Source organism: Paenibacillus sp. J22FR21, assembly GCF_056269135.1.
Genome location: NZ_JBWDNJ010000006.1, coordinates 118,778 through 137,796, shown reverse-complemented (window position 1 = coordinate 137,796; position 19,019 = coordinate 118,778). Strand labels below are relative to the sequence as shown.

Annotated in this window: 19 protein-coding genes; 15 read left to right on the top strand and 4 right to left on the bottom strand. The window is 40.5% G+C overall.

Features of this window, described 5'->3' with window-relative positions:
* Positions 1–27 precede the first annotated feature (27 nt).
* The 9 genes from AC0YNS_RS21595 to AC0YNS_RS21555 all read left to right on the top strand — a co-directional run bounded on the left by AC0YNS_RS21595 (position 28) and on the right by AC0YNS_RS21555 (position 9,852).
* Positions 28–687 (top strand): hypothetical protein, encoded by a 660-nt coding sequence (locus AC0YNS_RS21595; RefSeq protein ID WP_475783034.1) that lies wholly within the window; start codon positions 28–30, stop codon positions 685–687.
* Positions 688–826: 139 nt separating this feature from the next.
* On the top strand, positions 827–1,942 hold the full coding sequence (locus tag AC0YNS_RS21590) for a DegT/DnrJ/EryC1/StrS family aminotransferase (protein WP_475783033.1): 1,116 nt from the start codon (positions 827–829) through the stop codon (positions 1,940–1,942).
* A complete protein-coding gene (locus AC0YNS_RS21585; RefSeq protein ID WP_475783032.1) occupies positions 1,943–2,578 on the top strand; it encodes a sugar transferase in 636 nt (211 codons plus the stop codon).
* Between the two features lie 27 nt (positions 2,579–2,605).
* The gene (locus tag AC0YNS_RS21580) at positions 2,606–3,283 is read left to right on the top strand and encodes an acetyltransferase (RefSeq protein ID WP_475783031.1); all 678 of its coding nucleotides are present in this window, start codon (positions 2,606–2,608) and stop codon (positions 3,281–3,283) included.
* Positions 3,284–3,355: 72 nt separating this feature from the next.
* Complete coding sequence (locus AC0YNS_RS21575) at positions 3,356–4,603, top strand: glycosyltransferase family 4 protein (protein WP_475783030.1); 1,248 nt, start codon at positions 3,356–3,358, stop codon at positions 4,601–4,603.
* A 76-nt stretch (positions 4,604–4,679) separates the two neighbouring features.
* Positions 4,680–5,900 (top strand): nucleotide sugar dehydrogenase, encoded by a 1,221-nt coding sequence (locus AC0YNS_RS21570; RefSeq protein WP_475783029.1) that lies wholly within the window; start codon positions 4,680–4,682, stop codon positions 5,898–5,900.
* A 109-nt stretch (positions 5,901–6,009) separates the two neighbouring features.
* Entirely contained in the window at positions 6,010–7,152 is a 1,143-nt protein-coding gene (locus AC0YNS_RS21565) for a glycosyltransferase (RefSeq protein ID WP_475783028.1), read from the top strand.
* Between the two features lie 135 nt (positions 7,153–7,287).
* The gene (locus tag AC0YNS_RS21560; protein WP_475783027.1) at positions 7,288–8,508 is read left to right on the top strand and encodes a lipopolysaccharide biosynthesis protein; all 1,221 of its coding nucleotides are present in this window, start codon (positions 7,288–7,290) and stop codon (positions 8,506–8,508) included.
* Positions 8,509–8,868: 360 nt separating this feature from the next.
* Positions 8,869–9,852, top strand: coding sequence for a stalk domain-containing protein (locus tag AC0YNS_RS21555; protein WP_475783026.1), 984 nt, complete (start codon positions 8,869–8,871; stop codon positions 9,850–9,852).
* A 60-nt stretch (positions 9,853–9,912) separates the two neighbouring features.
* Here the strand turns inward: AC0YNS_RS21555 and AC0YNS_RS21550 are convergent, their stop codons facing one another.
* Positions 9,913–10,038: a hypothetical protein gene (locus tag AC0YNS_RS21550; protein ID WP_475783025.1), complete on the bottom strand. Its 126-nt coding sequence runs from the start codon at positions 10,036–10,038 to the stop codon at positions 9,913–9,915.
* An 82-nt stretch (positions 10,039–10,120) separates the two neighbouring features.
* Positions 10,121–10,246 (bottom strand): hypothetical protein, encoded by a 126-nt coding sequence (locus tag AC0YNS_RS21545; RefSeq protein WP_475783024.1) that lies wholly within the window; start codon positions 10,244–10,246, stop codon positions 10,121–10,123.
* Between the two features lie 353 nt (positions 10,247–10,599).
* Between AC0YNS_RS21545 and AC0YNS_RS21540 the strand changes: the two genes are divergently transcribed.
* Together AC0YNS_RS21540 and AC0YNS_RS21535 are read left to right on the top strand one after the other, a co-directional pair.
* Complete coding sequence (locus AC0YNS_RS21540) at positions 10,600–11,160, top strand: right-handed parallel beta-helix repeat-containing protein (RefSeq protein WP_475783023.1); 561 nt, start codon at positions 10,600–10,602, stop codon at positions 11,158–11,160.
* A complete protein-coding gene (locus AC0YNS_RS21535; protein ID WP_475783022.1) occupies positions 11,076–11,828 on the top strand; it encodes a hypothetical protein in 753 nt (250 codons plus the stop codon). The genes AC0YNS_RS21540 and AC0YNS_RS21535 overlap by 85 nt, the downstream gene beginning before the upstream one ends.
* 323 nt (positions 11,829–12,151) lie before the next feature.
* Here the strand turns inward: AC0YNS_RS21535 and AC0YNS_RS21530 are convergent, their stop codons facing one another.
* Positions 12,152–13,468, bottom strand: coding sequence for an O-antigen polymerase (locus tag AC0YNS_RS21530; RefSeq protein WP_475783021.1), 1,317 nt, complete (start codon positions 13,466–13,468; stop codon positions 12,152–12,154).
* A gap of 163 nt (positions 13,469–13,631) precedes the next feature.
* On the opposite strand from AC0YNS_RS21530, the gene AC0YNS_RS21525 reads away from it, so the two are divergent.
* Positions 13,632–14,777: an acyltransferase family protein gene (locus tag AC0YNS_RS21525; RefSeq protein ID WP_475783020.1), complete on the top strand. Its 1,146-nt coding sequence runs from the start codon at positions 13,632–13,634 to the stop codon at positions 14,775–14,777.
* A 206-nt stretch (positions 14,778–14,983) separates the two neighbouring features.
* Here the strand turns inward: AC0YNS_RS21525 and AC0YNS_RS21520 are convergent, their stop codons facing one another.
* On the bottom strand, positions 14,984–16,525 hold the full coding sequence (locus AC0YNS_RS21520) for a carbohydrate binding domain-containing protein (RefSeq protein ID WP_475783019.1): 1,542 nt from the start codon (positions 16,523–16,525) through the stop codon (positions 14,984–14,986).
* Between the two features lie 568 nt (positions 16,526–17,093).
* Between AC0YNS_RS21520 and AC0YNS_RS21515 the strand changes: the two genes are divergently transcribed.
* The 3 genes from AC0YNS_RS21515 to AC0YNS_RS21505 are packed head-to-tail and all read left to right on the top strand — an operon-like array spanning position 17,094 to position 19,017.
* On the top strand, positions 17,094–17,480 hold the full coding sequence (locus AC0YNS_RS21515) for an NADH-quinone oxidoreductase subunit A (RefSeq protein ID WP_090982453.1): 387 nt from the start codon (positions 17,094–17,096) through the stop codon (positions 17,478–17,480).
* Positions 17,465–17,983, top strand: coding sequence for a NuoB/complex I 20 kDa subunit family protein (locus tag AC0YNS_RS21510; RefSeq protein ID WP_090982261.1), 519 nt, complete (start codon positions 17,465–17,467; stop codon positions 17,981–17,983). Before AC0YNS_RS21515 ends, AC0YNS_RS21510 begins: the two co-directional genes overlap by 16 nt.
* Positions 17,980–19,017, top strand: coding sequence for an NADH-quinone oxidoreductase subunit C (locus tag AC0YNS_RS21505; RefSeq protein WP_475783018.1), 1,038 nt, complete (start codon positions 17,980–17,982; stop codon positions 19,015–19,017). Before AC0YNS_RS21510 ends, AC0YNS_RS21505 begins: the two co-directional genes overlap by 4 nt.
* The last annotated feature ends 2 nt before the right edge of the window (positions 19,018–19,019 follow it).

The window sequence follows — 19,019 nt, the reverse complement described above, 5'->3', positions numbered from 1 at the left end:
GAAATGTAAGTGAGAGGAATGAATACATTGCGAAAAATGAAGAGATGGAAAAAAGTTTTTGTTTGGGTGGCATCTATTGTGGTAATTATTGGTATTGCAGGTGTGTTTACAGTTAATTATGTGGCTAATAAGGTAATTGGCTCTTTGGCAGATAGTTTTGAATCCGAATTACTAGATGAAACTAAAGATAATACTCCACCAGGAGACAAAATAGACAATAAAGATAATGATTCATCACCAACTAGTACACCAGATGTAACAGATACATCGGGAACAAGTGGTGAACCAAAAGGCAATAATCAAGCCAATAATGCTCCTAATGAAGAGAAATCCTCAGATGATAGTGTAAAGCCTAATGAAAAAGAAGATCTTAATAAATACTCTGCGGAAGTATCGGTAGATAAGGCTAACAGCGTAAAAGATAAAGTTACCGTGAAAGATAAAGCTGCCGTTACTTCAATACTTCTAGCAAAGCTGAGTATGAACGAAATGAAACAACTGCAAAAACTAGCAGGTGGCGGCCTAACAATAGAGGAAAAGAGAGAGGCACGGAAAATCATACTCGATGGAGTAAGCCCAGAACAGTATAACAAACTCTCAGTAATTGCACATAAATATGGTGTCAGCCAAGGGAAGAAATATGATGAGGTAGTAAAGAAAACAAGCAAGGGTGATTCAAACAAGTGAATGTAATCCACAAATCGCTTTCTGTGCGACTGTTGGTGGTCAGTACCCATCAGCGCTCCGGGAAGCGATTGTTATAATCAGCTATCAATGGAAAATGATTCTTTTCGCAATAATTGTTTCTTGAAGGGAAGTTTATCTAATGAAAGATAGAATATTTCTCTCTTCGCCACACATGAGCGAAGAGGGCTATGAACTTCAGTATGTAAATGAAGCTTTTGATACAAATTGGATTGCTCCACTGGGAGAAAATGTTAATCAATTTGAAATCGAACTAGCGGCAAAGGTGGGTTCAAAGTCAGCAGCAGCCCTTTCTTCTGGAACTGCAGCAATTCATTTAGCACTGAAAGCAGCAGGAGTAGTTGAAAATGACATTGTTTTTTGTCAGTCGCTAACCTTTTCAGCGACAGCAAATCCAATAATCTATCAGAATGCAATCCCTGTTTTTATTGATAGTGACGAAACGACTTGGAATATGTGTCCGACTGTTTTGGAACAGGCATTTGAAAAGTATCCACAAGTGAAAGCTGTTATTGTAGTGCATCTTTATGGACTATCAGCGGATATGGATAAAATCGTCGAGCTTTGCAGGAAGCATAACGTTGCATTAATTGAGGATGCCGCGGAGTCTTTAGGTACATATTATAAGAATAAACACACTGGAACATTTGGGGATTACGGCATTTTCTCGTTTAATGGAAACAAGATAATAACCACATCAGGTGGTGGAATGTTGGTTTCTAATAATGAGGAAAGAATAGCCAAAGCTAGGTTCTGGGCTACACAAAGTAGGGATCAAGCAAGACACTATGAACATAGTGAGTTAGGATTTAATTACCGAATGAGTAATATTTCAGCAGGGATCGGTAGAGGACAGTTAAAAGTGCTTAATCAAAGAGTAGAGAAGAAGAGATATATTTTTGAGTACTACAGAAGAGAGTTGGGCTCACTCGAAGGTATCTCTTTCATGCCTTGTAATGAGTGGAACGAACCAAACTTTTGGCTAAGTTCATTGATTTTGAATGGTAGAGTGAGACCTATTGATATTTTTACAGCTTTAGAAAAAGAAAATATTGAGTCTCGCCCTGTGTGGAAACCAATGCACTTGCAACCGTTCTTTGAAAAATACGATTTCGTAGGAACTGACGTATCGGAAAAACTATTTAATAATGGAGTGTGTCTGCCCTCCGATACAAATATGACAGATGCGGATTTAGAACGTGTTGTAGAGACTATAAAAAAGTTATGGTGGGCATAGATGGAGAAAAAAAATAGCATCAGATTTTATAGTGAGTTTATTAAAAGACCAATGGATTTTATATTAGCTTTTATTGCTATTATTGTTTTGAGTCCGGTCATTATATTCGTTACTTTACTAGTCAGAGTCAAACTTGGAGGACCAGTAATTTTTAAGCAAAAGCGCCCTGGATTAAATGAAAAAATATTTACAATGTATAAGTTTAGAACTATGACAGATGAGAGAGATGAAAAGGGGCAACTATTACCAAATGAATTAAGGCATACAAGGTTTGGACGGTTTTTAAGAAGTACAAGTCTAGATGAATTACCTGAACTAGTAAATGTTTTAAAAGGTGATATGAGTTTAGTAGGGCCAAGGCCGTTATTAGTTGAGTATCTATCACTTTATAATGAGGCTCAAGCGCGTAGGCATTGTGTTAGACCGGGAGTAACGGGCTATGCACAAGTAAACGGACGGAATGCTATTACGTGGGAAGAAAAGTTTGAAAAGGACATTTTTTATGTAAATAAGGTATCTTTCTTCTTAGATATAAAACTACTATTTCAAACAATATATAAAGTTATTAAGAAAGAAAGCGTAAATCAAAGCTCTCATATATCGATGGAGAAATTTAAAGGAACAAGCGTTAATTAACTTGAGCATAGTTGGAGTTGACATGAAATGAATTACACCGAGAAATGGTGGGACAACACTTCACCTGAAGAAAAAATAATCGTTATCGGTGCTGGTAGTTTAGGTAAGTTGACAATAGATTGTATTCTCAGAAATAAGGATTATAAACAACCCAACGTAGCTCTTCTTGATGATAATGAAGATTTTCAAGGGAGTAGTGTATTAGGTGCCCCGGTGATTGGGAAAGTTGAAAAGACTATTTATCTAAGAAATAAGACCGATATACGTTTTGTTATAGCTATTGCCAATAACAATATAAGAAGAAGAATTGTAACCGAATATTTAGGGCTACGCTACACAAGCGTAGTTAGTAAGGAATCCACCATATCTCCTTTTGCACAAATTGGCGAAGGTAGCATTATATTACCAGGTGTGGTTGTTGATCCTGAGGCAAAGATAAACAAACATATAATTGTAAATAAATTATCTACTATAGCGCATGACGTTACTCTACATAATTTCTCTCAAGTATCACCAGGCGTTAATCTTGGTGGGTTTGTTGAATTAGGTGAAGGTTCTTTCCTTGGCCTAGGAGCAGCCGTCTTACCATATATTAAAATAACCAATGATGTTGTCATTGGAGCCGGTGCGGTTGTAACTAAAAATATAGAGGTTCCCTATTCTGTATTTGTAGGAAATCCTGCGAAATTAATGAAAAAAAATTAAATCATTACATAGTTTTAAAGTTTATTAAGCTATTGTACTTAACAAAAGAATAGTTTGAGAGAGGTACATGAAATGATAGCTAGAAGCGCAGAAAATATAGTGATTTTAAATCACCATGCAACAGCACCAGATACTGGTGGCGGTGGAAGACACTACGAGTTAGCTAAGAGTCTATCAGATAAAGGACACAATGTTTGTATATTGGCATCTTCTTATGATCATGGGAGAAAAAGTTATCTCACCAAAGAAGAAATAAATGAAGCGAAGTTCTCTGATAACTTTAAGATTGTTAGATTTAAAACGACACCCGGCTATAGAGGCACTTTGGGTAGGTTTATTAATTACAATAATTACAAAAAAATGGCTGTTTCATATGAAAACTTTGAGAAGCCTCCTACGGTTGTAATTGCTTCTTCTGTACACCCATTGGCATGGATTGCTGGATATAAGTTGAGCCGGAAGTACAATGCTAAATTTATAGTTGAAGTTAGAGATTTATGGCCTTTAAGTATGTATGAAGATTTTACAGGTTTAAAAAAGAAACTCATTTTCGCATACTTGGAAAACCTGGAAAAGAAATATTATGGACTAGCTGATGCGATAATAACAACAGCGCCATTCGCATTTGAATACATGGAAGAGAAGTATAAAATCAATAGAAATAAAATTCATTACATACCACACGGCATAGATATAGAAAAGTTTGATATTCACGCTAACTACTCTGATAATATTCTACCCAAGGAATTAAATGATGTTTTAAACTCGAAATTTTGTGTTACCTATACTGGGGCTCTCTCTAAAAGTGAAGGACTACCTACATTTGTTGAATCCGCTAAATTATTAAAAGAGTATTCGGACATAAATTTAGTAGTTGTTGGAGGTGGGCCAGAGAAAGCAAACCTTGTGAAGATTATTGAAGATTATAAGTTGAATAATGTGATATTAGTGGATAAACAATCCAGGGATAGTATACCGTTAATATTGAAAAAATCTAAGCTCTTGTTTTGTGGTTTAATGGAGAGAGAAGCGTTTAAGTACGGGATAAGCAAGAATAAGTTTTATGACTACATGGCTTCAAATAGGCCTATTATTTTTGCTTCAAATGTTCGAGGGAGTTTAATATCTATTGCACAAGCAGGAGTGACTATTAATCCAAATAACCCTGAAAAATTGGCAGAGAGCATTATGCATATTTATAAGGGATATGAAAATGTTGGTAGACAATTTGGGTTAAATGGGCGAAAGTTTGTTGAGGAGAAACATACCACTGAAATAATATCCAATCTTTTTTATAAGGTAATTTCTACGAGTGGCTGAATCAAGGTTTTTTTGATCTAATGTTGCCATTTCAATTGATGTTAGAGTTTTTCTCAAAAATGAAGGGAAGATAACAATGATTAATATAATAGGACTGGGTTATATTGGTTTACCAACAGCGCTTATGTTTGCAAAAAGTGGTGTAAAAGTAGTGGGAACCGATTATAATTCAAATCTAGTCGAGTCATTAAATGAAGGAAAGCTTACATTTGAAGAAGAGGGATTAGAAGATCTCTTCCAGGAAGCAATTTCTAATGGAATCAAATTTACAACAGAATATGTAAAAACACATACTTACGTTATTGCAGTTCCAACGCCTTATATCAAGGATAGTAAGAAACTTGATCCAAAGTATGTATGTTCGGCTGTGAATAGTGTTCTAGAAGTTTGTGAAAAAGGCGCAGCATTAATTATTGAATCAACGATTTCCCCCGGAACAATTGATAAATATGTTCGTCCGGAAATTGAAAAAAAGGGATTTGTTATAGGTGAGGATGTTCATTTGTTACATGCTCCTGAAAGAATAATTCCTGGAAATATGATCTATGAGCTTGAACATAACTCTAGAACCATAGGTGCAGACAATTTGGAAATTGGTGAGAAGGTAAAATCCCTGTATGCAAACTTTTGCGAATCAGAAATAGTTGTAACGGATATCAGGTCTGCAGAAATGTCTAAAGTAGTAGAAAATACATATCGTGATATTAATATTGCTTTCGCTAATGAATTGACGAAAATTTGCCGTGCCGATAATATGGATGTTTATGAGATTATAAAAATTGCTAATAAGCATCCGCGGGTTAATATATTACAACCTGGTCCAGGTGTAGGCGGGCATTGTATATCAGTAGACCCGTGGTTTCTGGTTGGAGATTACCCGGATCTAACTAACTTAATTCTATCAGCACGAAAAATAAATGATTCTATGCCTAGGCATGTACTTGGTAGAATTAGAGATATTATGAGAGAGCGTGGAATTAAAGATATTTCAAAAGTTGGCTTATATGGTCTAACATATAAGGAGAACGTCGATGATATAAGAGAAAGTCCTACACTGCAATTACTAGAAAGAATGGATGAGCACTTAGCATTTGGTGTTAAGGTATATGATCCATTAGTAAAAACAAGAATGGTAGATCATCAATTTATGAATTTTGAGGATTTTCTAAATGAGATCGAAATCCTTATTATTATGGTAGGGCATGACCATATCAAAAGTAATTTGAATGAAATAAAAGACAAGTATATTCTAGATACCAAAAATATATGTATGCTTGAAGGGACATATAAATTGTAGGAAAATGTCCACCACAAGTGGAATCTTAGGGAGGGTCCTGATTTAATATTACGCAATAACAAACATGATTAAGGACCCTAGTAGTTATTTGAAAGTTCAGAGGTGCATAATGAATATTTGTATTGTGAGAAATGCTGCGGTAGAAAAAAACGCTAGTTTAATTAGGGCTGTGGGTGCCGCTGCAGTAAAAAATCAACCGATGTTAATAACTAGAAATAGAGATAAAGAAATTAACAAAAAGGTTACGAAGAAAAAATTTATTTATGAAGAGATGCCAATTGAAAACTATGAAATTAATCTGGAATCAGAAATGGGTAGAGGAATTGCAAATTTAATTAATTTATTTTTATATCAGGCAATAATCTTTAAAATCCTAGTAAAAAAACGGAAAGAAATTAATATTATACATAGTTTTGATTTAGATGCAGGTCTTCCTTGTAGCATCTTTGCAAAAGTATTTAGAAAGAAACATATTTATCATATCGCTGATTTTTATATCGATAGCAGACGCGGTATACCAAAAAGGTTAGAAAACATAGTCAAATTTATTGAATACAATGTCATTAATAATGCAGACTCAACAATAATTTGTACCGAGGATCGCATTAACCAAATTCAAGGTTCAAAACCTAAAAATTTAACTGTTGTACATAATACACCTGTAATTTTGAGTGAAGCTAAAAAGATTCACTCGGTTGAGATCCCTTTATCAGATGATGCTCTGAAAATATGTTATATTGGAACATTATCAGATAAAAGATTTATCAAAGAGATTGTCGAGATTGCAAAAAAGAACAAGAAAGTCCATATTACTATTGGTGGATTAGGACCGCTAGAGGAATGGTTAAAGGAAGAAATTAGAGGAGTAGAAAATATTAAGTTTTTAGGAAAAGTAAACTATTCGGATACCTTTAGTTATTATAGTTCGTGTGATTTAATGATGGCAATTTATAATCCTTCTGTGAAAAATCATAAATATTCTGCACCTAACAAGGTATATGAAGCTATGTATTTAGGAAAACCAATTGTAGTAGCCAAGAATACAGGTTTGGATCGGTTGGTTGGAGCAAATAACATCGGCTTTTTAATTGATTACTCAGTATCTAGTTTTGATGAGATGCTAGATACAATATGTAATAATAAGAATATCCTTAAAGAGATGGGGGAAACCTCGAGAAATTTCTACAACAATTATTCGTGGGATAAGATGAAAATAAAGCTTAACGATATATATTCATCATTTGAGGCTTGATAAAGTTGGGCCAATACTTAGTAAAGTTCCGAGTTGGAAACGTGATGGTTGACTAACTCATCTTAAATATTTACTTGATATTTCCGAAGATAGGTAAAATGAAGAAGATTGAAGTGAAAATGAGGTAATAACTTAATGTTCAAAAAAAAAATTATAATAGATGCCATGTTGAACATAATAGCTTCTGGAATTCCAATATTAGTGCTCCAATTGATCGTACTTCCGATTTTCGGAAAGGAATTGGGGAATGCTCAATATGGTTTGGTGGTTACCTTAGTAAGTCTTTATACATTATTAAGCTTACCATTTGGAAATGTCCTGAATAATGTCAGGTTACTAATGAATAATGATTATGAAAAGAATAACATCAAAGGTGATTATAATGTTCTACTCCTTTGTAGTTTAGTAATAAGTTCTGTTTTGCTAGTTGTGGGAACGGTATACTATGAGGGATCTTTTTCAATTGTGAACGTACTTTTAATTATTATTTTATCATCTATTAATTTATTGAGAGAATACTTAATTGTAACTTTTAGGATCAACTTAAATTATAAAGCTATATTAATCAATAATTTTATATTAGGTATCGGGTACGTAATTGGCGTACTATTCTTTTATATTACTGGTTATTGGCAAGCTACTATAATTTTTGGTTTAGGACTCAGTTTGCTGTACATTACAAGACACTCCAACCTTCTAAAAGAAGGCTTCACTACTACTGAATTTTTTAAGTTAACAACCTATAAGAGTTTTGTATTATTTTGTTCAATTTTTCTCAAAAATATATTATCGTACGCTGATAAACTACTGTTATTCCCTCTTCTTGGTCCAACAGCGGTATCAATATACTATACTGCTTCAGTTTCGGGAAGAATAATTTCAATGATGATTACACCAATAAACGGAGTGATGTTAAGTTACTTATCTAAATCAAATAAGTTGAGAATTAAGAATTTCACATATATGATTACTTTTACAAGTATAGTTGGATTAATCGGTTATTTTGCAATTATTCAAGTAAGCTATTCATTGTTAAAAATTCTCTATCCAAATTGGGCAGCTGAATCTATGGAGTTAATAAATATTACTACAGCAAGTGCAATTTTAGGAGTTATTACTTCTGTAATACATCCGTATATTTTGAGATTTACTAATATTAATTGGCAGTGGTTAATTGGTTTTTCCAACGTGTTTGTGTATATATTATGCTCTTTTTTATTTTATAATCTATACGGGTTAATTGGTTTTTGTATCGGAAATTTAGTTGCAAATGTATTTAGGTTGTTTTTAATGATTTTAATATTTATTATTAATTATAGAAAGGTTACAAGTGCAACTGAGTTGAAGGTAGCGTAAGATATAATGGTTCTTTTTTTGAAAAGTAAGACTACAGCTTACTTATTGGAATCCCGGTGTACTCCCTTACTAATTCTGCACTTCTTACTCCTATGCTAACACAAGGTATTATGCTAGCATTAGTTATTATTTGTTTGTATCCAAATGATAAAAGAAGTGACATGGTGAGTGCAGGAAGCGTGAAAGAAGAAAATTTAGACATAAATAGACTGTGGATACAAAATTAAGTAAAATCGGAATGGAGACATGTCGGGAGATTACGTTTTGGAGTCTATGGTATTTCTTAAGGAAGAATTGCAAATCTAACGTATTAAGCACTTTTATTTTGAAATAATAATTTATCCGAGAAGGTGAATAACATTGATTTATAATAAAACTAATAAACTAGTACTTTCATTCATAGTGATCATTGCACTTATTTTCACGGCGCAATCCATTGTCGCAGCAGCTCCATCAGCTGCGATCAAAGTTAAGACAAGCTCCTTTAACATGGTGTTCGACGGAAAGACGCTTGTGCTTCCGGACGGACAATATGTATTCGCTGTAAATGGTACTTCCTATGTGCCGCTGCGTTTTGTCTCTTATGCGCTGCAAAAGAGCGTACAGTGGGATGCTAAGACTTCCCAGGTTACTGTAGCGAATCCGAACAAACAAGAAGCTGTTGTTCTGAAGGACTACCTTACTAATGTCATTGCACATGGTAATGAAATGTCGGCTAAGGGCGGCTTATCCGTACAGCTTACACCGAAGAGTGTGAAGGTTGTCGTGGATGGTAAAACAAAAGTGATTCCAGATGGACAGTCTGGTTACATCGTTAAAGGTGCGTTGTACGTGCCAGTGCGCTTCATGTCAGAAGCGGTAGGAACGGCGATTCAGTGGGATCCGGTGAAGAAGCAAGTATCGGCTGAGTCGGCTGCTTATCGGGCTGAGCATGGCTCGCAGGGGAATAACGGCGGTACTGGAAGCAATGGTACTGGTGGTTCTAACGGTGGGTCGACAGGTGGCTCCACTGGCGGTGGCGCTGGACCGGTTAAGCCATCTTATGAGTCCATCACGGATAATGCGCAGTCACGGCTTACAAGCCTGCAGAATAGCTGCCAAGCGTCATTGATGGATATTGGCATCCAATACATCAGCACGGATGATGCGAAGCTGAAAGAAAAGCTTAAGAATCAAGGCTATGCCAAGCTTGATGCGTGCACAGCTTCCTTTAACACAATCGTAGGTGAAGTTGAAACGCAGCTGAAGGCGAATGGTTACAGCACGGCTGTCATTGCGGACTACCGTAAAGAGTTCAATAGCCAAGTTGAGGCCGGTAGAGAGATCATGAAGGGCATGGCCTAAACAGACCGAACAAACAAAACGACTGCTCTCAGTGGATTCTGAGGGCAGTCGTTTTGTTTGCTAGAACTCTTCAAAGATATTCATCCAGCCCATAATTGCAATGATCATGATTGTCCAGAAGAAGGTGCTAATCAACGTGCCCCAGAAGAGTCCTACCCAAGACCTTTTATATGATTCTCGATCCATCTCTATAAGCCACACTTCTCGTTTTAGTGAGAAGTATAGACAGGATCTAGATGTTATAAACGTGGATGGATAAACGGTTTGGTCAGCCAACACGCCGTCTTTGCTTGGACCATACTTTAACCCACAGTTGGTTGTCGTCATCGCGGTAAAACCGTACACCAATCAATTTCAAGGGTGACCATACTTCTTTGAAATAGTAATTTGGCATTACTTCTACCTCCCTGTAGATATATTACATATCATACTAAGGTACTGGTGCGTAGTGTGTCACAATATGTCGACAACCTAAAGAAATATTAAAGAAAGTATGAGAAATATATTAGCGAAGAAACGAAAAATATAGCGAAAGTTAGATGTTTAAAGGGATTTATCGAATACTAGGAAAATATGATCATTCTAGGCCATATGAACTAAATTAATAGCTGCGTAAATTTATAAAGGGACTTATGTGCATGCACATAAGTCCCTTTAATTTTAAGCCTCATAAAAGTCCATTCTAGTTAATGCTGTCTACAAAAAATACTTCCCCCACAAGCGCCGGTTGTGACGATATTGCAATAAATGCCTGCCAGATATGTCAGTGTTGGGTTATATATTACACAAATAGGTTCGCCCCGACTGAGCGGCAATGATGCGCAGTTGGCGGATATTGCGGAAAACGTCAAAGCGTACATTTTCAAAGTGTCCACTCTAACCACACCGGATAATACAGCGATTTACGGGTATGGGCCAAAGATTATCACCTCTTCGCAGCAAAGTGTTCTGAATTTCGGGAACAACTTTAAGCTTTTCGGCCTTGAAATCCAAGGCGCAGGCAATTCATCCTTAAACTATAACGGCAAGGGAATCGAATGTTCCGGGACTGTTTCAAGCTATAAAGCCAAAGGTGCCATCGAGGATTGTTACATTCATGGCTTTGGGGGATATAGTGTTTTCCTTCAATTTGCAAAGAACATACGCATTGACAATTGCACGATAGAAGATATCGGGTACACGGGGATTGTTGGATTCTCCGTGGAGGAAGTGCACGTGAACAAATGCAAGGTGAAGGGGATTTCACCCGGAACGGGACCATTGCTTACGGCATTGCGTTTACGCGGGGCGAAATACCTAACGATTTAACCTCCAACCCGAAAAGCAAAGATTGCTCAGTAACAAACTTCGAAATCGAAGACAACCCACTATGGGAGGGGATGGACACCCACAGCGGCGAAAACATCCTGTTTGAAGGCAACACGATCCGAAATTGCAAAATCGGCATTTCCATCGTGGCAACGGGCGTGAGCGGAGGGTCTACTGATGTGTTCGCTCCTCTCAATTGTAAAGCGATAAACAACTCCATCTATGGTATCGGCACAGGCCGCGGGATCGTTGTGGCGGTGGCGCGCGGAACGCTGGTCAGCCCCACTGAGTATGCTTTTGGGTGCATCGTAAAAGGAAATCAACTTTACGCCTGTGGAGAGAACGGCAACAACGTTTCAGGAGCTATTTATGCTCAGGATACGATGGGGATCGTCGTTGAAGGCAACAACCTGAAGAATTCTTACGCACTTGGAATCAACATGCACAATACAAACAAAGGTTTTTCTGTTACTGGAAATACCATTGTCGATGTGCAGGACAGTTCGTACACGGTCCCTTCCGGGGGCGGGGTAAGAGACCAGTACAATGAGGGCGTAATTGCCGTAAATTCCATCTTTAAAAACAACCCGGCGCTTAATACGTATGTCTCAGTCAGAGGAATTAATATTTCGGAAAAATATACCGCATTTGTCGAATGTTGGAATTAAAGTGTTTATATTAACTTTTCATCTATCAGGAGGCATCCATGCAAAGTTAGTCCGTTGCCCCACACTTGCGAGAGAGGAGTTTAAGGTCCGTTCACTCCTTCGTGTATTGTTTTCGTGCGAGTATGTCTTTGCATTGTATTTGACAGCCAGGAGTTTCAACAGGCAGTAAGTATGTTATTGACGCCTGGGAATGTATCACATCTGGAACGCCGGGGACTTGGGTGGAAAAACGGAGCTTAACCGGAAACTAATGCGCGGGAATTACGCACCATCAGGGTAGCGAATTTATCCGCCACCCGTTTGGACGCAATTTTATTTCTGCTTTAACTCGACCTTACCATAGAGCGCCTCTCGAAGTCTTTCTGGGGAATTACTTCGAGAGGTTTATTGGCTCTCGCTGACAGCCACAAACACAAACAAGAAATCAAAAATCCATGAGTGATCAAAACCGTGATGAAAGCAGAGTTTACGAAAGCCATAGAAGGAATGATAATGCTGGAAACTGCGACGGATAGAGGCACATATTTTGTAATGCTATCTAACCAATTCAGCAGCAAACCAAATACAATTGAAAAGATGAGTACACCTAGGAAGCCGAAGTTCATATACGCATTCCCGATGTATCCGACGTTCAGCCCAAACTGTTCATCAAAGTAATAAGACGAGAGTACGTGTATAATTTTCACATCTCCGTATGGATTGGCTACGAAGGGAGCAAAAATGGAATTTGAGAGCATAACTAATGGGTTAGCGGTAAAAAAGTCATAGTACAAGTTATGAATCATGGCAGGCGTGAAAAATGTTCTCCGTATCAATATTGACCCGGTAACTATGTCCTGCGAGCCGAAGTACCTAACAAGACTATAAGCAACCAAGCTTGTAAAACCTAACGTCAATAATGGCAATGCTTTATTTTCTCTGTTTTTGTTCAAAATGAAGTGAAGGGCAATAATTAAAAATGGAGCAAACAAGAAAGATTTGAACCCGGTAGTCGCATAAATGAACATTTGGAAAAGAAGAATAAATACAATTCCAATCTTTTTTCGATTATGCAAGAAGTAAGCCAATAATAAACTGTTCACAGAAAGCGCCTGCCAACTAAGAAAATATCCCATCAAGAAGCCTTTTGATTCATTGAACTGCTCACGAACCTCATAAATCTTTAATAGGTTCAAATTTAGTCTTGAAAGTCCTCCGCTGGCTATAAGACTTAGAAAAACATAGGCGGAGAGGCCGAAAATAAACACCTTCAGCAATGTTCTACCTTGCGTCAAGGTTGGCGACTTTATTGGTTTGAGCCCTCTCGTGATGGCAATGATGATTACCAAACTCAAGATACACATATAAAGAAAACTTCTAGGGTTGTTTGCCAGGCCATATATGGACAATAGCGGGATCAGCAGGCATAAAAATAGAATGTAAACAACAATATAACTTGGTCTGGTTAAGGCAGGAAATAAACGGATTATGGTCAAAGCCAAAAGAATTGTAAGAATATACGATTCTATTAATTTTGTTTGTGAAATGTCTAGTGAGTATTTGTTAAAGATTGGATGGACGAAATGAATATATGAAAAATCCAAAAGTATTCTAAACGTCAAAATGAGAAAAAGCGAAAACAAAGACCATTTATAAGACACTCAGTCAACTCCTAACTGTTTTAAATTACCGAATTAATATTATATTCAATACACTATTTCGGCAAGATGCAGAACTAAAATTATATCAGCTGGCTAGGCTGGCCACAAGACCTATATCGTGTTATAGTTGGCATAAATATTCAGGTCGTATGGAGGTAACACTGTGCGTTATCATGAGTTAGATTCTTTACGAGGATTAGCAGCAGTTGCGGTTTTATTGTGTCATTTGGTCGCTGTGGTCACGACGCTAAGCCCGTTGATACAATACTCGCCACTGTATCTATTAGCCGGCGCAGGTCATGAAGCTGTGATTTTCTTTTTTGTGCTGAGTGGCTTCGTTCTTGCATTGCCTTTTTATAGTGGCAAGAATATTGCCTATATCCCTTATTTAATTAGGAGATTCTGCCGGATCTATCTACCGTTTGTAATTGCCATGTCATTTGCTTTGATCCTGTGCAAGGTGCTGTTCCAAGGCGGCGTGTCAGATGTTGGAGTATGGATGAGCGCCAAGTGGAATCAGGATGTCACGTTAAACACTTGGGTTGAACAACTCAATCTGTATACGAACCACAACACATCAGTTTACAATCCCGTGGTTTGGTCATTGATACATGAAATGAGAATTTCGTTAATCTTCCCCTTGCTCATGATTATGATCACCAAAGCGCATTGGCGTGTGTCTTTACTAACCGCGTTGTGTTTTTCCATAGTCGGTGGATTAAACAAACTGTTTGGAATAGAAGAATCCTATGTGATGCCAACCGGATGGTTGGACAGTGCGCATTATACTGCAATGTTCATAATTGGGGCGCTGTTAGCAAAACATCATTCATACTTGATAGACGCCTTCCGTGACTTAAGCAATAAGAACAAAATAAGCTTATTTGCAGTCGGACTTTTTGCCTACTCTTATTCAAGAGGCATAGAAATACTCCATATTAGAGCTTTAGATATTGTGATGGATTGGGGCATTTCCGTAGGAGTCGCAATTGTGATTATTGCTGCTCTTGCGAGTGAAAAGCTTTCTAAAGCTCTAAATAACCGTTTGGTAAGTTTTCTTGGAAAAACATCGTATAGTATGTACCTTGTCCATACAACCGTTATTTTCGCTTTGGTTCATCTCTTACACGATCGATTAAACGCATGGCTGATTGTATTGTTGTCAGTTGTGCCGATATTTCTAGTCACGTACTTCTCCTGGAGATGGGTTGAACTACCTTCAATCGCATTAGGACGGTATCTCACACGGTCCAGTAGTGGAAGGAGTGCAAAAAGGCAAGAGAGAGAAGAAGTTGCAAATGTCTCGTGAGCAGTTGGAGCATACTGCGAAGTAATAATTATCTTGTGCATTCCACGAAAAATTTTAAAAGAGCCTTCGGTATTGTTTAGTTAACTCATTTGAATCACTATTAACTTTACTGTTTTATGGCCAATCCCTATTGGGAGAGGTTAAATCAAAGAGGCATATGTGCATGCACATATGCCTCTTTGATTTATTTCACTTTAACTGCATCTTTAGTTAATGCTGTCTACATAAATACTTCCGCTCCAAGCGCCGGTTGTGACGAGCTCAACGCCGATGTTCTTGATCGGAGTGGCTGCGCCGGAAGGGATGGTCAAGGTGATCGTGTTCCATGCATTCTTCGTCAAGCTGGCATAGGTTTTATAAGTGCCGTACCAGGTCCAGTTATTGCTTTGGACATAAGGCTGGACGGATGCAATGGCAGCGCCGCTTGGTACCCAGACGCGGAAGGTAAGCGTCGTGTTCGCGCTTAGGCTGCTTGGATTATCGAGCTGAGCATAGTAGGTAGCTACGCCTGTTGCGCTGGAGGTCATTTTCAGGGAATAGCTGCCGGCATACGCACGGTCAGTGCTTGCAGATACGGCTAGACCATTTCGGCCGAAGAAGCTTTGCAAGGAGTTGTTCTCAAAATTGAACTTAGCGGTATCGCCTGTCGCTGGCGGGAACACCAGGGAGTAGTGAGCATCACGGAATGCTTGTGTAGCGGGTCCAAGATTTGTAATGCTGCCATTGGCATCAACTCCGTTAGAGGTCCAAGGCATAACGCCTGCGTATCCGTTGGTGTATGCATTCGCGAAGTCGCTTGTAATGGTATGACCGGTGGAACCAAGCGCCGGGGATTCGCCAATCACGACAGGGCGGTCATGGACGATGCCGAACGCGGTAGGCGTCATGTAGAATGGGATGCCGAAATAAGGGTCTTGCCAGCCATAATAGTGAGGAGAGTAAAAGTCGACTTTCGCGAGTGTATTGCTGACTTGTGCTTGCAGAGCAGCATCGCTGATTTTGTTGTCGGTGGAGCCGGATTGGGTGGCGCTGTTGTACTTGACCATGCCTAGGCCAACAGTGGTTAGAATGTTGCTGTTCTGATGGATGGCGACGGCTGCTTTGGCAAAATACGTCTGTAGGCGAGCCCATGCGATTTGACCGGCTGCAGCGTCTTCATACACCCAGTCCGGCTCGTTCATGAGGTCGATGGACCAGAGCCATGGGTTGGTTTTGTAGCGATTTACGAATGGAATGACGTAATTGTTGACGTAGGTGTCGATGTTGGCGTTCGTGCTGAGCATGTTGCGCCAGCTATTGTAGCTGGTGTGGGTGTTTTTGAAATGGTCGAAGGACATTAGGGTTGCCATGACATAGACGCCGCGATTTTGCGCGATTTGGAACAGGCTGTCGAGGTTGTTCCAGTGAGCGGTTGTGGCACCGGATACGACACCGCTGCTGTTGATGTTAATGCCGACTTCGCCATCGCAGGTAATCCAGATCCGCGTGGAGTTGATGCCGTTGTTGCGAAGCGTCTGGAAATGGTTATCCCACCACGTGTAGTCGAAGGAGCCGCCAAAATCATTCCAGCTGTTCCACGGCGTGTTGGCCCCATTCATGAAGATCTGCTGACCGCCTGCATAGAAGTTCGTACCGGCAATCGTGATCCGATCGCCATACGCCGCCCCGGCTGAGGACGGTAAGACTAGTGCGCCAAACAGCATTGCAAGTGACAAACACAGAGACATGAAGCGTGAATTCTTCTTCATTAAGTTCACTCCTCTCATATGTAAAGCGCTTACATAACTATTTTTTACCATTATCGATAATCCGCATAGAGAAGTTTGTTATGAGAAGGGGGGAAACAGGTCCTTTAATGGTAGGGATTTTGCAATATGGATAGGAATAGAACATGTAAACTTAAAAATAGGTGGGGAGAAATTAAGGCCATTTCGCCGGAAGACTACCAAGCGCGCATGAAAACACCCTTCCATTCGCCATAGTTGGCGCAGGGGGCTTTTTTTAATTCTCTAATGAATCGTAGAGGTCTTAAGTTCTTAGCTTTTCGCGGAGAGCGAGCCGCGAGTTGGTTTATGCGGGATTTTGGTAGCTGGTACGCTAATGTTAGGTCTTATGCCGACTATTACAAATGTTTAATTTGCATAAAATTTCCATTGGCAGTACATTCTAATGGGGAAAACCTGCAGATTCTGGCCTTTTTTGTAAAAAGGAAGCGCATCCAACTACATCATAGACGCAAGTGGCAGGGTTTGTTATAATTGTGAGGGAAAATTGACCAAGGCGTCAGCACCTATCCCGCCCTATAGACTCATACCCATGGAGGCGAATTGTGTGGAGAAGTACATCAACAATTACGTGATTGTGGCGATCTTCATTCTTCTCGGTATCCTGCTTCCGGTGGTTGCTTTGGCTGTCGGCCGTTTGCTGCGTCCGCACAAACCGAATGAAGAGAAGAAGACCACTTACGAGAGCGGGAATGAGCCCGTTGGTGAGGGTCAGGTCCGTTTTAATGTGCGTTACTACTTGTTTGCGCTCATGTTCGTTATCTTTGATGTCGAAACCGTTTTCCTATACCCTTGGGCCGTTGCGTATAAGCAGCTCGGCTTATTTGTGCTTGTCGAAATGGCCATTTTCACAGGATTATTGTTAATTGGACTACTCTACGCCTGGAAGAAGAAGGTGCTCAAATGGAATTCAATTTAGAGTCGATTACTCCCGAGGAACGCAAGGAACTGGAACGCAACGTATTTATGGGTACGTTGGAGGAACTGAAGGCATGGGCCCGCAGCAACTCGCTTTGGCCGCTAACTTTTGGACTGGCGTGCTGCGCGATTGAGATGATGGGCACGGGCGCATCCCACTATGACTTGGATCGATTCGGTGTCATGTTCCGCACATCGCCGCGTCAGTCGGACGTGATGATCGTGGCGGGTACGGTCACGAAGAAGATGGGACCGCTGCTTCGCAGGCTCTATGATCAGATGCCTGAGCCCAAGTGGGTGATTGCCATGGGTTCATGCGCAACCGCAGGCGGACCGTATGTGAAGTCCTACGCGGTCATGAAGGGCGTCGATCAGATTGTCCCTGTTGATGTGTACATACCGGGCTGTCCGCCGAATCCTGCAGCACTTATCTATGGAATTAATAAACTTCAAGAGAAGATCCGCTACGAGGCGAAGACCGGGAAGCGGGTGACGAATCGATGAGCGATGATAAGATGAGCGATGATAAAGAGAAGGAACTTCAGCAGAAAGAACAGCCTGCGGAGTCGGAGCAGCTGAAGTCGGGGAGCGAAGCCGCTGTGGAATCGAAGCCGGAGCAGCCGGTGAGCGAGAACGCTGCTGCGGAGGCGCAGCCGGCTGAGCCGGCAGCAGCGCCTAGCGAACAAGCTGCCGAGCCTGCTGTGGCAGCGACAGCAAGTGAGCCGTCTGCGCAGCCTGCGCCCGCAGCTCCGGTGAGCGAGCCAGCGGCACCTGCAGCGAGCGAACCCGCTGCCGCGCCGGCTGCGCCAGCTGCTGCGGAGCAAGCAGCTGTGGATCCGGAGCGAGAAGCGAAGCTGAAAGCTGCAGCGGAAGCGCGAGCGGCACGAGCCGCGGCTAAGGCCGCTGCCGAAGGCGAAGGAGGCAGCGCTGCTCCGGTCGGCGATGTCGACGCGGAGAAGGCAGCGAAGATCAAAGCTGCAGAGGAAGCGCGCGCAGCTCGAGCAGCAGCCAAAGCAGCTGCGGAGAGCGAAGCCGTTCCGGCTGAGCCGAAGCCTCCGTCTCCGAAGCAGCCGCAGCTCGATGAAGCTGCTGCCCTCATACGTTCAATCGTTTCTGGTGATGCCATCGTGGAAGCCTACATAAATGAAATAAACGGCCATATGCCGACGCTGGTCATTCGGACGGATCGTCTGCTTGAGAGTGCCGAGCTGTTAAAGTCGCATGAAACGCAACAATTCGATTACTTGCGGAACTTATCCGGCGTCGATTATGAGACGCATTTGGAAACCGTGTATCATCTGGTATCGCTGCAATCGAAGCGGGAGATGACGGTGAAGGTGAAGACCGATCGCGACAATCCGCAAATTCCGTCCGTCGTTCCGATTTGGAATACGGCCAACTGGAATGAGCGCGAGGTGTACGATTTGCTCGGAATTGATTTTCCGGGTCATCCCGACCTGCGCCGCATCATGATGCCGGACGATTGGGTGGGGTACCCGCTGCGCAAAGATTACGAACCGCTAGACCCGGAGGTGTGATG